At 72.1% G+C, this 14,309-nt stretch carries 14 protein-coding genes; 5 read left to right on the forward strand and 9 right to left on the reverse strand.

The window, feature by feature from the left end; translation table 11 throughout:
* The 6 genes from KBX39_RS07740 to KBX39_RS07765 all read right to left on the reverse strand — a co-directional run.
* The coding region (locus KBX39_RS07740) for a fused MFS/spermidine synthase (protein ID WP_210869784.1) at positions 1 to 619 on the reverse strand (619 nt) is incomplete at its 3' end.
* A gap of 60 nt (positions 620 to 679) precedes the next feature.
* Entirely contained in the window at positions 680 to 1,717 is a 1,038-nt protein-coding gene (locus tag KBX39_RS07745; protein WP_210869776.1) for a hypothetical protein, read from the reverse strand.
* Between the two features lie 184 nt (positions 1,718 to 1,901).
* Complete coding sequence (locus KBX39_RS07750; RefSeq protein ID WP_210869777.1) at positions 1,902 to 2,711, reverse strand: inositol monophosphatase family protein; 810 nt, start codon at positions 2,709 to 2,711, stop codon at positions 1,902 to 1,904.
* Positions 2,704 to 3,156: a response regulator gene (locus KBX39_RS07755; RefSeq protein ID WP_043328130.1), complete on the reverse strand. Its 453-nt coding sequence runs from the start codon at positions 3,154 to 3,156 to the stop codon at positions 2,704 to 2,706. Before KBX39_RS07755 ends, KBX39_RS07750 begins: the two co-directional genes overlap by 8 nt.
* On the reverse strand, positions 3,153 to 4,880 hold the full coding sequence (locus KBX39_RS07760) for an ATP-binding protein (RefSeq protein WP_064446848.1): 1,728 nt from the start codon (positions 4,878 to 4,880) through the stop codon (positions 3,153 to 3,155). The genes KBX39_RS07755 and KBX39_RS07760 overlap by 4 nt, the downstream gene beginning before the upstream one ends.
* Positions 4,881 to 4,906: 26 nt before the next feature.
* Complete coding sequence (locus KBX39_RS07765) at positions 4,907 to 6,100, reverse strand: PP2C family protein-serine/threonine phosphatase (RefSeq protein WP_064446658.1); 1,194 nt, start codon at positions 6,098 to 6,100, stop codon at positions 4,907 to 4,909.
* Positions 6,101 to 6,411: 311 nt separating this feature from the next.
* On the opposite strand from KBX39_RS07765, the gene KBX39_RS07770 reads away from it, so the two are divergent.
* The gene (locus KBX39_RS07770) at positions 6,412 to 8,790 is read left to right on the forward strand and encodes a M28 family peptidase (RefSeq protein ID WP_210869780.1); all 2,379 of its coding nucleotides are present in this window, start codon (positions 6,412 to 6,414) and stop codon (positions 8,788 to 8,790) included.
* Between the two features lie 552 nt (positions 8,791 to 9,342).
* A complete protein-coding gene (locus KBX39_RS07775; RefSeq protein ID WP_147265155.1) occupies positions 9,343 to 9,582 on the forward strand; it encodes a hypothetical protein in 240 nt (79 codons plus the stop codon).
* 98 nt (positions 9,583 to 9,680) lie between these two features.
* Here the strand turns inward: KBX39_RS07775 and KBX39_RS07780 are convergent, their stop codons facing one another.
* From KBX39_RS07780 to KBX39_RS07790, 3 genes are all read right to left on the reverse strand, one after another.
* A complete protein-coding gene (locus KBX39_RS07780) occupies positions 9,681 to 9,935 on the reverse strand; it encodes a Smr/MutS family protein (protein WP_064446661.1) in 255 nt (84 codons plus the stop codon).
* 59 nt (positions 9,936 to 9,994) lie between these two features.
* Positions 9,995 to 10,357, reverse strand: coding sequence for a M48 family metallopeptidase (locus KBX39_RS07785; protein WP_018787684.1), 363 nt, complete (start codon positions 10,355 to 10,357; stop codon positions 9,995 to 9,997).
* 88 nt (positions 10,358 to 10,445) lie between these two features.
* Entirely contained in the window at positions 10,446 to 11,216 is a 771-nt protein-coding gene (locus KBX39_RS07790; protein ID WP_064446662.1) for an ROK family protein, read from the reverse strand.
* A gap of 85 nt (positions 11,217 to 11,301) precedes the next feature.
* Here KBX39_RS07790 and KBX39_RS07795 point away from each other — a divergent pair, with 85 nt between their 5' ends.
* From KBX39_RS07795 to KBX39_RS07805, 3 genes are all read left to right on the forward strand, one after another.
* Entirely contained in the window at positions 11,302 to 12,939 is a 1,638-nt protein-coding gene (locus KBX39_RS07795; protein ID WP_064446663.1) for an ABC-F family ATP-binding cassette domain-containing protein, read from the forward strand.
* A 38-nt stretch (positions 12,940 to 12,977) separates the two neighbouring features.
* A complete protein-coding gene (locus KBX39_RS07800; protein ID WP_043328117.1) occupies positions 12,978 to 13,295 on the forward strand; it encodes a hypothetical protein in 318 nt (105 codons plus the stop codon).
* A gap of 564 nt (positions 13,296 to 13,859) precedes the next feature.
* On the forward strand, positions 13,860 to 14,309 hold a 450-nt coding region (locus KBX39_RS07805; protein WP_210869782.1), incomplete at its 3' end, for a BON domain-containing protein.

Genomic DNA, 14,309 nt, shown 5'->3' on the forward strand with positions numbered 1-14,309 from the left:
GCCGTCGCAGCCACACGCCGAGCCCCAGCCCGGTCACCCCGAGCGCGGCGGCGAGTCCCAGCACGATGACGGAGCTGGACAGCGCGGCCACCAGCACGAAGCCGGTGCCCAGCGTGGCGGTGATGCCGCCGAGCGTGCCGATGCTGGACAGCTTGCCCACCACCTGGCCGGTGCGGCGCAGGTCGGCGAGCTGAAGCTTCACCACGAGCGGGGTGATCCCGGCCAGCAGCGCCGCCGGCAGCACCACGGTCAGCGCGGTCAGCAGGAGCACCGCGCTCGCCGCGCCGCCGCGCAGCACCTCACCGGCGTACCTGACGATCGGCAGCGTGACGGCGGTGGCGATGCCGGCCAGCACCAGCGCCGGGGCGAGCAGGGTACGCGGGTCACGCCGGTCGGCGAGCCACCCGCCGAACCACGCCCCGTAGGCGATCGCGGCCAGCGCCATGCCGATGACCGAGCTGGTCACCTGGAGCGTCACCCCGACGTACGGGCCGACCAGGCGCAACGAGACGGTCTCCAGCACCAGCACCGCGCCGCTGGAGAAGAAGACGAGGAACGCGGCGAGCCCGTTCGGGAGGGCCCGCGGCGGGACCGGGGCGTCGGCCGCCGGTTCCGCCATGACGTCGGACGATGTGCTGCTCACCGTGGCGATGGTACGCAGCGCCGCCGGCGGGCCGCGTCAATACATCGAGATGTGAACATGGTTTGTGTGGTCCGCAGCCGGGCTGCCGCCACCGCTGTACGCGCGCCAGCCGGTGTTCGGCATCCAGATCTGCCGATACCAGATGACGTACATGATGCCGAGGCGGTTCGCGTTGTTCTTCGCCCAGGCGGCGAGGCTGTCGCCGTACGCCTTGTCGCCACCGGTGGCCGTCTTGTCCTCGAACCCGCCGCTGGCGGCGGAGAAGTCGCAGGCCCGGCCCTTGGGGTGCTCGCCGCCGCCACCGCTGCGGTGACACGAGGCGTAGCGCTTGTAACCGGCCGCCTTGGCCTGCTGGAGCATGTGCAGCGTGCGCGGCGTGATGCAGCCGGACGCGGGCGTCGGGTCGTCCACCGAGCACGACTCCGACGGCCACGAACCGTCCGAGTTGCGCGGCGCGGGCTTCGCCGACGAGGAGGTGCCGTTGAACCCGGACCCGGCGCCGGAGCTGACCTTCGCCAGCGCCACCTCGGCGTCCTTCTTCTTGCGGGCCTGCACCGCGACCTGCTTGGCCTGCTCGCGCACCTCGGCGTCGATGGCGAGCTTCGCCTCGGCCGCCTGCGCCTTCGCGTCGGCCAGCTCCCGCAGCCGTTTGCTGTCCCGCTGGGCCATCACGTCCAGCTCGGCGGCGCGCTTGAGGAAGTCGTTCGGGTCGGCGCTGGCCAGCAGCATCGACGTCGCGGTCAGCCGGCCCATCCGGTACGACTGCGCGGCCACCTCACCGGCCTGCGCGCTGAGCCCGACGAGGCGTACCTCGATGTCCTTGAGCTGGGCGTCGAGCGCCTTCTGCCGGCGCTTGGAGTTCTCCAGCTTGTTCTGGGCCTCGATGTGGCCCTTCGCCGCCGCCTCCAGCGCCGCCCGCAGCTGCTTGCTGCCGCCCTCGTTCGGGGCGTTCGGGCTGGGTACGGCGGCGGCCGGCCCGGCGGCCACGCCGGAGCCGAGAAGCACGGCCAGCGCGGCGAGCGCGGCGAGCAGCGACCGCCGGGCGCGCCGGCCGGTAGAGCTGGTCCTGGGCACGTGTTGGTCCTTCCGTCGACCGCCGGCCCCCGTACACCGAGCGGCGTCTCCGCCGGCGCCGGTCGGCGGCCTGCTGGCGGAGACCGCCGGTCACGATACCGGAACACGCGCGACACGCCAGGCCGGAGACGGCGTACGGCGGCTGGCGTCGACGCAGCGTGCCGTGGCCGTCGCGCAGCGCCGCTCAACCACCCAGCAGGGCGGCGCTCACCTCGTCCCAGATCTCCGGGCTGGCCGCCACGAGCAGTCCCGTGCCGTCGTCGGCCGGGTGGTAGTCGGCGCCGTCGAAGCGGCGGGCCACACCGCCGGCCTCGCGCACCAGCAGGGTGCCCGGCGTGTGATCCCACGGCAGGGTGCGCCAGAACAACACGAACTGCTGCGCGCCGGTGAGGATGTCCAGGTACTCCCGGCCGGCGCAGTGCTGGCCGGGCAGCAACTCACCGATGCGGCGCCCGCCCTCCTCCACCTGGCGGCGGAAGTCCGGCGGCAGGAACTTCGTCGCCGCGGTGCCCCGCAGCGCGCCCACCCGCGGCTCCGCCGGCGGCGTCCGCAGCGTCGCTCCGTCCAGCCGGGTGCCCGCGCCGAGCCGGCCCGCCGCCATCGTGCCGTCCAGCGGGTCGTACACCCAGGAAGCCACCGGTACGCCGTCCGTGAGCAGCGCCGCCATCAGCGCGAACGGCCGCCGCCCGGCGGCGAAGTTGGAGGTGCCGTCGACCGGGTCGACGAGCCATACGTCACCGCTGCCGCGCAGGTGCCGCAGCAGGTCCGGGTCCTCGGCGACGGCCTCCTCGCCGACCACCACCGAACCGGGCAGCAACTGACGCAGACCCTCGGAGATCAGCGCCTCGGCCTCCCGGTCGGCGACAGTCACCACCTCGCCGGGCGCCTTCTCGGAGATGTCTGCCTCGTCGAGCCGGCGGAACAACGGCACGACGACCTTGGCCGCCGCCTCCCGCAGCAGCGCGCCGACGTCGTCCAGCAGCGGGTCAGCCACGCGGAGGCAGCTTGACCACGCTGACGAAGAACTCGTCGATCTGGCGGACCACCGAGATGAAGCGTTCGAAGTCCACCGGCTTGGTCACGTAGGCGTTGGCGTGCAGCTGGTAGCTGCGCAGGATGTCCTCGTCGGCCTGCGAGGTGGTGAGCACCACGACCGGGATGCGGCGCAGTTCCCCGTCCTTCTTGATCTCCTCCAGCACCTCCCGGCCGTCGCGCCGGGGCAGGTTCAGGTCGAGCAGGATCAGGTCGGGCGTCACCGCGTCCGCGTACTGGCCCTCACGGCGCAGGTACGCGAGCGCCTCGGCGCCGTCGGAGACGACGGTGAGGCGGTTGCGGAGCTTGTGCTCCTCGAACGCCTCCTGGGTCATCAGCACGTCGCCCGGATCGTCCTCGACGAGCAGGACCTCGATCGGGCTCTTGCCGTCCGCGGGCGCGGTCATCCCACCGTCTCCTTCATGCCACCGTTTGTACCGTGTCCGTCCGCCTCCGCGGGCGGCTCTTCGCGTGCTTCGCCGTCCGGCTGACGCCCGACGGCCGCCGGGTCACCCTCGGCGGCCTCGGCCTGCTCCCCGGCCTCGGCCACCTCCGCCGCCTCCGCCGCCTTGGCGGCCTCGATGTCGGCCTCCAGCGCGGGCAGCGTGAACCGGATCGTGGTGCCCTCGTCGGCGTCGGTGTCCACCCAGACCCGGCCGCCGTGATACTCCACGATCTTCTTGACGATCGCCAGCCCGATGCCGGTGCCCGGGTACGCGTCCTTCGAGTGCAGCCGCTGGAAGATCACGAAGATCTTGTCGGCGAACTCCGGCTCGATCCCGATGCCGTTGTCCCGGCAGCTGATCTCCCACTCGCCGTCGACCAGCCGCGCCGACACGTGCACCTTCGGCGGCACATCCGGGCGGCGGAACTTCACCGAGTTGCTGACCAGGTTGACCAGCAGGTTGGTCAACAGCGGCTCCTCGCCGCGGATGGTCGGCATCTCGCCCCAGGTCAGCTCCGCGTCGGCGTACTGCACGGCCGCCTCGGTCTGCCCCGCCACGTCGCCCATCACCTTGTTCAGGTCGACCTCGGTGAAACCGGTGGTCAGCCGGCCGATCCGGGAGAACGCCAGCAGGTCGTTGATCAGCCGCTGCATGCGCTGCGCGCCGTCCACCGCGAACGCGATGTACTGGTCGGCGCGCTCGTCGAGCTGCCCGGCGTACCGCCGCTGAAGGAGCTGGCAGAAGCTGGCCACCTTGCGCAGCGGCTCCTGCAGGTCGTGCGACGCGACGTAGGCGAACTGCTCCAGGTCACGGTTGGAGCGGGTCAGCTCCTCGGCCTGCTTCTGCAACTGGCTGTTGACCCACTCGATGCGCTCCCGCGCCTCGCGTACCTCGTCCAGCTCGCGGGCGATCTTCATCCGCATCTGGTCGATGTCCTCGGCGAGGCGGCGGAACTCCGGCGGCCCGGACCCCTCGATGCGGTGCCGGTAGTCGCCGTCGGCCACCTCACGCACCTGGCCGACCAGGGCGGCCAGCGGGCGGATCAGGATCCGGTCCAGCGAGAGCAGCATGACCACGCCGGCCGTCGTGACCACCAGCGCGGCGATGATCAGCAGCACGACAAGCGTGTTGCTCGTCGCGTTGACGCGGTCGGCGGTCTCCTGCCGGACGGTGAGGATCTCGTCCTGGAGCGTGTTCACCGACGAACGGATGCCGTCGAACTGCTGCCGCGTCGCGTCGGTGATCAGCGCCTGGCCCGCCGCCGCGCCGTCCCGCTCGACCGTGCTGATCACCGGCTCGGCCACCTGGCTCCGCCACTGCGCGGTCTTCTGCTCCACCACGTCCAGCGACCGGCGCACGTCCGGGTAGTCGGCGGAGAGATCGCGGATCGAGGCGGCCAGGCTCTGCTCGCGCTTCACGCCCTCCTGGTACGGCTCCAGGTCGGTGCGGTCGCCGTTCACCGCGTACCCGCGCACCGAGGTCTCCTGGTCGAGCAGCGCGCTCATCAGCTCCTGCGCCTGCACCCGCAGCGGACCGGTCTTGAGCAGCACCGCGTCGATGTTCTGGCGGTTCTGCGCGGCGACCGCCGCCTCCGCGCCGGCCAACCCGAGCAGCAGCACGACCACCACGCCGAGCAGCGCGGCCACCCGCCGCCGCAGGGTCCACCCCTGCTGGTACGCCTTCACCGGTTCCTCCCCGTCGCCCTTCGCGCTCACCGGCCGCTGCCCCGCGTGACCAGCAACATCGCCACGTCGTCGGCCAGCGGGCCACCGTTTATCTGCTCGGCGCGCCCCACCAGCCAGGCGGGCAGCTCGGACAGCGGCACCGCCCGGTTGGCCGGGTCGGCGAGCAGATCGGTCAGACCGGGCACGTCGAGCCGTTCGTCACCGCCGTCCACCCGGCCCTCGATGAGGCCGTCGGTGTACATCAGCAGAGACCAGTCGTCGGTGTCGAACTCCAGGTCGAAGGCGATCGGGCGGCGCGGCCGTACGCCCAGCAGCAGCCCGCCCCTGGCCGGCACCGGAGCAACAGTGCCGCCGCTGAGCAGCAGCGGCGGCGGGTGACCGGCGAGGCGTACGGTGGCCCGCGCCGACGCCAGGTCGAGCCGGGTGGTGGCCACCGTCGCGAAGATCTCCTGGAGGCGGCGCTCGCTCATCAGCACCTGCTCCAGCGCGGGCAGCACCTCGTCGTCCGGCACCCCGGCCAGCACCAGCGCCCGCCAGGCCACGCGCAGCTCGACGCCGAGCGCCGCCTCGTCCACGCCGTGCCCGCAGACGTCGCCGACGATCAGGTCGATCCGGTCCGGCCGGGTCTGCACCACGTCGTAGAAGTCGCCGCCGATCAGCGCGGCGTGCCGGCCGGGCCGGTAGAACGTGTGCACCGACACCTCGTCGGTGGTCATCAACGGCTGCGGCAGCAGGCCGCGCTCCAGGCGGGCGGACTCGGCCTGGCGCAGCTCCACCTCACGCAGCCGGCGGGCGTTCTCGTCGGCCCGCTTGCGCTCCACCGCGTACCGCAGCGCCCGGGTCAGCAGGACCCCGTCGACCTGGCCCTTGACCAGGTAGTCCTGCGCGCCCTCGGCGACCGCGACGATGCCCAGGTGCTCGTCGGACCGGCCGGTCAGGACGCAGACCGCCGCGCCGCTGGCCATCTCCAGCACCCGGCGCAGCCCGTCCAGGCCCTGCGCGTCGGGCAGGCCCAGGTCGAGCAGCACGCAGTCCACGCCCATCACCCGCTGCCGGGCCTCGCTGAGACTGGTCGCCACCAGCAGGTCGATCATCGAGTTGGTCTCGGCGAGCAGCTCGCCGACCAGGAAGGCGTCGCCCTCGTCGTCCTCGACCAGCAGCACCCGTAGCCGTTCGCCCGGCGGTACGCCGCCGTGCAGCCCCGCCCCGGCCGACGGCACGTGGACGGCGCCCGATGCGCCGGAACCCCGCTGCGGTCGGGTAACCGCCGCGAGTCGCGGGAGTTCGCTGGTGATGTCGGGCTCCTTCCGAATGCCCTGCTGATCCTGACTCAGACCACAGTCATACACAACGCGGCCGACACCGGCGCGGCGGAGCGGGTGACCGGTCCACCTCCACAGCGGCACGGTCGACAGACGATGTTACGCCGGGAGCGCTGTCACGCCCGCAGCGCACCGTCCGAGGACTGCCGCCGCAGCCCCCGGGGGTGCAGGATGATGCCCACCCCGTTGATCCACCCCGAGGAGTCCCCGTGGGCGCACCCCCCACCCGTCCCGCCGACCGGGCGCTCACCAAGCCCCGCCGCCGGCTGACCAGCGCCGTCGCCGCGCTGATCGCGCTGCTCGCCGTCGGGGCGGGCGTCCTGGTCGGCCTCTCCACCCCGGCGCCGGCCCCGGCGGACGCGCCCGAGCGCGAGTTCAGCGCCGCCCGGGCGTACCGGAACGTCGAGGTGATCGCCGCCGAGCCGCACGTGGCGGGCAGCGCCGCGAACGACCGGGTACGCGAGCACCTGGTGGCGACGCTGCGCGGGCTGGGCCTGCAGACCGAGGTGCAGGACGCGGTCGCGCCCGAGGCCGGGCAGTTGTCCGGCGCGGCCGGCGGGGCCACGCTGGCCCGGGTCCGCAACGTGGTGGCCCGGCTCCCCGGCACCGACCCGACCGGGAAGGTGTTCCTGGTCTCCCACTACGACTCGGTGCAGACCGGGCCGGGCGGCAACGACGACGCCGCCGGCACCGCCACGATCCTGGAGGTGGCACGGGCGCTCACCACCGGCCCGCGCCCCCGCAACGACATCGTCTTCGTGCTGACCGACGCGGAGGAGGCGTGCCTGTGCGGGGCCGCCGGGTTCGCCGCCGACCACCCGCTCGCCCGTGACGGCGGGGTGGTGCTCAACCTGGAGGCGCGCGGCTCCACCGGCCCGGTGATCATGTTCGAGACGTCCCGGAACAACGCGAAGCTCGTGGAGGTGTTCGGCAAGGCCGCGCCGCACCCGGTGGGCACCTCGTTCGCGGTGGAGATCTACCGGGCGCTGCCGAACGACACCGACTTCACCGCGTTCCTCGACCGCAAATTCGTGGGCCTGAACTCGGCGTACATCGACGGCGGCGCGATCTACCACACCCCGCTGGACGTGCCGGCCCGGGTGGACCGGGGCAGCCTCCAGATGCACGGCGACAACGCGCTCGGCCTGGCCCGCGAGTTCGGCCGTACCGACCTGGGCGACCTGAGCGCCGGCCACGACGACACCTACTTCCCGGTGCTCGGCGGGCTCGTCCGCTACCCCGGCTGGCTGACACTGCCGCTCGCCGTCGCCGCGCTACTCGCCGTCGGCGCGCTCGGCTGGCTCCTGCGCCGCCGGGGCCGCGCCACCGCCGGCACGCTCGCCGCCGGCTTCGGCCTCACCCTGCTGCCGGTCGTCGTGGCGCCGCTCGGCGCGTGGCTGCTCTGGGCCGCGATCACCACGATCCGCCCCGGGTACGCCGAGCTGCTCGACCCGTACCGCCCGGTCTGGTACCGGCTCGCCGTGGTGGCGCTCTCCGCCGCGGTGCTGTTCTGCTGGTACGCGCTGCTGCGCCGCCGCGTCGGCCCGGCCGCGCTGGCGTTCGGCGGGCTGGCCTGGCTCGCCGTGTTCGGAGTGCTGCTCGCCGTGGCGGTGCCCGGTGGGGCGTACCTGACGACACTGCCCGCGCTGGCCGGCGCGCTCGCCGGTTTCGCCGCGCTCGCCACCCGGCGCGACGGACCGTGGCCGGTGGTCGCGGTGACGCTCGCCGCCGCCGTGGCGGTGGTGATCCTGCTGCCGCCGGTGGTGCTGCTGTTCCCGGCGCTCGGCATGGGCATGGGCGCTGTTGCCGCGCTCGTCGCGGTGCTGCTCGGCCTCGCCGTACTCCCGGTGGTCGACCTGCTGCACCCCCGGGCCGGCGGCCAGCGCGGCCTGCTCGCGCTGCGCGCACGCCGGCTCGGCGCGCTGCCCGCCGCGGCCGCCGCGCTGGCGGCGGTGGTGCTCGCCGGGGTCGGCCTCGCCGTGGACCGCTTCGACGCCGCGCATCCCGTGCCGACCCACCTGATGTACGCGCTGGACGCGGGTACCGGGAAGGCGGCTTGGCTCACCCGTGAGGAGAAGCCGCAGCCCTGGACCGACGGCTACGTCGACCGGAGCATCGCGGTGGCCGACGACTTCCCCGGGCTGGGCAACAGTGAGATGCGCGCCGGGCCGGCCGCCGCGGCGCCCCTGCCCGCCCCGAAGCTGGACCTGCTCTCCGACACCCGCACCGGTGACCAGCGCGTGCTGCGGGTGCGCGTGACGCCGCAGCGGCAGGTACGCCTGCTCACGCTGCACGTCGACACCAGCACCGCCACCGTGCGGTCCGCCTCGGTGGCCGGGCGGGACGTGCCGGTCGAGCCGGGCGGCGGGAAGTGGGGGTTCGGGATCGTGTTCCACGCCCCGCCGCCGGAGGGTGTCGAGGTGACGCTGACGCTCGTGCCCGGCGCCGGGGCCGTTTCGGTGCGCGCGATGGACGCCAGTGACGGGCTCTCCGGGGTGCCCGGGTTCCGGGAGCGGCCGGAGGGTGTGGGCGTGGTCGGCTCGCACAGCTCGGAGATGCTGGCGGTGGCGCGCACGTACCCGCTCTGACCGCCACTTACTTGCACCACCTCGCCGATGTGGGGGTATCCCCGCGCCGGGATACCGCCACTTCGGCGAGGTGGAGTGGATCAAGCTAGAGCAAGCCGCGCCCGATCGTGCTGACAGCGATGGGGCGGCCGGTAAACGGCCTGATGTTGAACGGCACTCTCCCCCGACTGCGCCATTAGCCATGCAGGAGTGCCTGAGCGCAACAACCAGGAAATGCTTACGAGCGGTAGCGCTTCGTGACAGACATCATGCCCTTGCGCCCGCTCATCTTCCTCGATAGCTTGCTACGAGCAACGGGCACCGGCCGCTCACGGAAGGTGTGTGGCCCAACTATCGGGGGATTCCTTGCGTCTGATTAAATTGCGGTCCGCTGTTGCGTCGATTCTCATAGCCGCAGGTCTGGTTGGAGTCGCGTCTCCTGCGAATGCCGCCGCAACCGCTTACCTGACCAAGTCGACGAAGCTTGCGCGGATCCCGGCGGAGGGCATGGCCACTGCGTGCATCTCCAGGCAGATCCAGCTCGCCTCGGGTACCTACTCGTGGGGTCACGTCATGCTCAACCAGGAAGGCTATCAGGAAAGAAGCATCTATCTCACTGCCGCGAACTACAACTGGAAAGAGTGCATTGATCCGCGTTCCGGATACTACACTCTCACCGGCTCCCTGCAAGTTATCGTAGACTCGGACCCCCTTCCGGCGGCCCACCTCGAACCGCTCGATATTGATATCCGCGGCATGAGCGATGAAGACCAGAATTGGACCTGGGGTAGCTACATAAACCCCAAGTTCTGACACGGACGGCGGTACGTGCCGGAGCACCCGGAAACGGCATGATCTTGCTTTCGGCCCCCTCTGAACGACCCAGGACGCAGGTCAGGGGCATGCCGGTTCTACTTCCAGCGGAAATGCACGAACAAACGGCCGAAGTTCTTCGAGTCCTTTTCGACCCGGTGGTAGAGCTGCTTCACGTCCTTCTGGTCGAGGAACCGCAGCACCTTCTTCTTCAGCGCGCCCGACCCCTTACCCGGGATGATCTCCACGAGCGTGGCCTTCTTCGCCACCGCCTCGTCGATGATCCCGCGCAGCGCACGATCGATGTCGTGGCCCTTGTTGTAGATGTCGTGGAGGTCGAGCTTGAGCTTCACGGTCCCATCCTAGGTACGCGGAAGGGCAGCCCGGGCGGGCTGCCCTTCCGCGTGATCAGTCAACGGCCGACCTTGCCCTCCACCCGGCGCAGCGCGGTGGCGTAGTCGGTGTTCGTCGAGTACATCGCGGCCGCGATGCGCAGGTGCCGCAGCGCGTCCACGGGCCGGTTCATCCGCTCCAGCGTGCGGCCGAGCACGTGGTGCGCGTAGTGGTCGCTCGGGTCCCGGTCGACCAGCTCGCGCAACTGCTCCTCGGCCCGGTTGAGCTGGGCCGACTGGAAGTAGGCGCGGGCCAGCAGCTGCCGGACCGACGAGTTGTCCGGCTCGGCCTCGATGATCGGTTCGAGCAGCCGGGCCGCTCCGGTCGGATCACCCGCTTCGAAGAACATGGTCGCCCGCCGGTACTCCGCCAGAAGATCCACTCGACCCACCTCCTCGTGTCGCGCCAGGCCTTGGTCCGACGCTGGCACAACACCGGCGGGAGCGCGAGTGTTCCTGCGGGGCGAAAGATCAGGTTGTGGGGTCGTACCGGCCGCCGACCAGGTCCCAGGCCCGGACACCGCCGACGATTCCGGCAGTGTTCGGGACGATCACCACGTCATCGCCCATCCGGGCCACCTGCTCGGGCCGGATCAGCCGGGAGTTGCCGCCGCCGAGGTACAGCCGGTCCCAGCGGAACACCGGCCGCAGGCCGTCCACCACCTGCCGGATCCGCCGGGACCAGAACGCGTCGCCGAGGCGCCGCCGTTCCGGCTCCCCCACGTACGTGTCATAGGTGGTGTTCCACCGCACCGGCGCGTGCGACAGCTCCAGGTGCGGCGCCAGCACCCCGCCGTCGAAGAGCGCGCTGCCGAGCCCGGTACCGAGCGTCAGCACCAGCTCGCAGCCGGTCCCGGCGACCACGCCCGCGCCGTGCACCTCGGCGTCGTTCAACACCAGCGCCGGCACGCCGAACGCCTCGGCCAGCGCGGTGCGCGCGTCGTACCCGGACCACTCGGCCAGCAGGTCCGGGTCGACGCGGCTGCGCGGCCCGGACCGCGTCACATAGTGCGGCGTGGCCACCACGACGCCGTGCCGGATCATGCCGGGCATGCCGACGGTGAGCCGGTCCGCCGTGGGCAGGCGGGCGCCGAGATCCAGCAGCGTCTTGACGAACAAGCCAGGCGGCAGCGGGTACGGCGTGGGCACGCGCAACGGCCGCGCGCGCATGGTTCCGGCGGCATCCAGCACGGAGGCCTTGATCCCGCCGCCACCGCAGTCGATCGCCAGTGTGGTCACCACGGCAGTGAGTCTCCCTCAGATCGGTGCCGCCGCAAGCGTGGGTCGCGGTAATCCGGATGCGCACGCCGGTAGGCTCGGTGCCCTGATGAGCGCCACGTTGATCGCCAAGGACCTCACCGCCGGCCACGGTGACCGCCTCCTCTTCGAAGACCTCGACCTGGTCGTCGCGCCCGGCGACGTGGTGGGTCTGGTCGGGGTCAACGGCGCGGGCAAGTCCACGCTGCTGCGTACCCTCGCCGGGCTGGTCCCACGCGAGCAGGGCACGGTCTCACTCAGCCCGCCCACGGCGACCGTCGGCTACCTGCCGCAGGAGCCGGAGCGCCGGCCGGGCGAGACGGTCCGCGAGTTCCTGGCCCGGCGCACCGGGGTCAGCGCCGCGCAGGCCGCGCTCGACGCCGCCACCGAGGCGCTCACCGCCGGGGCGGCGGGCGCCGACGACGCGTACGCGAATGCTCTGGAACGCTGGCTCGACCTCGGCGGCGCGGACCTGGACGAGCGGGCGGCGCAGGTGGCCGCGGAGCTGGGTCTCGACGTCGGCCTCGACCATCCGATGACCGGCCTGTCCGGCGGGCAGGCCGCCCGCGCCGGGCTCGCGTCGCTGCTGCTCAGCCGGTACGACGTCTTCCTGCTCGACGAGCCCACGAACGACCTCGACCTGGCCGGGCTGGACCGGCTGGAACGCTTCGTCACCGGGCTGCGCGCCGGGACCGTGGTGGTCAGCCACGACCGCGAGTTCCTCACCCGCACCGTCACCCGGATCGTCGAGCTGGACCTGCATCAGCGGCAGGTCAACCACTTCGGCGGTGGCTACGCGGCCTATCTGGAGGAGCGGGAGGTGGCGCGCCGGCACGCCCGCGAGGAGTACGAGGAGTACGCCGACACGAAGGCCGACCTGGAGGCGCGCGCCCGCACCCAGCGGGCGTGGATGGAGAAGGGCGTCAAGAACGCCCGCCGCAAGGCCACCGACAACGACAAGATCGGCCGCAAGTTCCGCACCGAGTCGACCGAGAAGCAGGCCGCGAAGGCCAAGCAGACGGCCCGGCTGATCGAGCGGCTGGAGGTGGTCGAGGAGCCGCGCAAGGAGTGGGAGCTGCGGATGGAGATCGCCGCCGCGCCCCGCGCCGGCGCCGTCGTGGCCTCGCTGCGAGGAGCAGTGGTACGCCGTGGCGGCTTCACGCTCGGCCCGGTGGACCTGCAGATCGACTGGGCCGACCGGGTGGCGATCACCGGGGCGAACGGCTCCGGCAAGAGCACCCTGCTCGCCGCGCTGCTCGGCCGGCTGCCACTGGACGAGGGGCACGCCGCGCTCGGCCCCGGCGTGGTGGTCGGCGAGGTCGACCAGGCCCGGGGACTCTTCCTCGGCGACCAGCCGCTGCTCGACGCGTTCGGCGCCGCCGTACCCGATCTCGCCCCGGCGGACGTGCGGACGCTGCTGGCGAAGTTCGGGCTGCGCGCCGACCACGTGCTGCGGCCGGCGGCGACGCTGTCCCCCGGCGAGCGGACCCGGGCCGCGCTGGCGCTGCTGCAGGGGCGCGGCGTGAACCTGCTGGTGCTCGACGAGCCGACCAACCACCTCGACCTGGCCGCGATCGAGCAGCTCGAATCGGCGCTGGCGAGCTACCCGGGCACGCTGCTGCTGGTGACCCACGACCGGCGGATGCTCGACGCGGTGAGCGTCAACCGGCGGCTGCGCGTGGCGGACGGACGGATCGCCGAACACTGATCCATGCCGACCGGCGCGCGCGGGTCCACAATGAGCGCATGCTCAAGTGGGAGTACGCGCTGCTGGTCCGTCGTCGTCAACCCGCGTCGACCGACCTCGGGTTCGAGGTCGTCTTCATCTGGTACGGCCCGGACGGCTCCATGATCGACGTGACACCGTACGGCGACACCGCGCTGGCCCACCTGAACCGGGCCGGTGACCAGGGCTGGGAACTGGTCGCGATGAGCGAGGACCCGTCGCTGCCCGGCAACAACGAGCTGCACCGCTACCACCTCAAGCGCCCGAAGGCAGCGGCGGCCCAGCCGCGCCAGCGGATGCGCAGCTCCCGCACCATCCGCCGAACCCTCTCCCCCTGACCCTCCTCCCTCCCGCCCGCCACCCCTCCCTCCCCGCCCCTCCCGCCCCTCCCGCCCCTCAGCGCGTCGATCTTGCAGTTGCGGCCCCTCGCCTGCCCCTTTTGCGAGCTTGGCCCGGGCCACAACTCCATGATCGACAGTGCGCCCGTCCGGGGCCCGCGGCATCGGAGCACACCCCGACCGAGACCGGCGGTGATCAAGGAGTTCGTGTGGACGTCGCCCTCGAAAAAGGACACAAACTCCTTGATCAACGGGGTGGGGGGTGGCCTCTCGCGATCGAGGAGTTCGGGTCCATCCACGCCGACGCCAGCACGAACTCCTTGATCCCCGAGTCGCGGGAGATCTTGGAAGGAAAGTGCCCCCATGACCGCCGAAATCTTCCAAGATCTCGGGCGCGCCCCGGTGATCAAGGAGTTTGTGTCCTCGCGGGCGTCTTCTGGTGACACAAACTCCTTGATCAACGGGGTGGGGCGGGGCGGACGGCGGGACGGGGTGGAGGAGGACGGCGGACGGGTCGGGGCATATTGGGGTGAAATGGGGGTAACGGGCCGCCGGAGGTGGCGCATGGTGGCGATGGGGCAGACCGCGCTCTCGGGTGAGCGACTCCGGCAGACCGACGAGTTTCTCGCCGAGGCGTGGGCCGACCTGGTCCGGCACGACGAGCGGCTACGCGGGACGACCGTCGAGGTGCGCTTCGACCGGGGGGTGGCGCACCTGACCGGCGCGGTCGCCGACCCGGCGCAGTTGCGGCTGGTACGGGAGTTGATCGGCCGGCTGTCGGGCGTACTCGGGGTCTGGTGCCGGGTCGCCGTGGGCGGGCGGGCGCCGGTGGTGGTCGACCTGGGCTGCGGCGCGACCAAGCAGTGGCCGGGCAACCTGGGGCTGGACATCTATCCCGCGCCGGGGGTGAACGCGGTCGCCAATCTCGCCGGCTCGCTGCCGCTGCGCGACGACTCGGTGGACGTGTTCTTCGCGGTGCACATCGTCGAGCACCTGATCGACTTCCTGCCACTG

The organism is Micromonospora sp. D75, assembly GCF_018070405.1.
GTDB classification, from domain to species: Bacteria; Actinomycetota; Actinomycetes; order Mycobacteriales; family Micromonosporaceae; genus Micromonospora; species Micromonospora chalcea.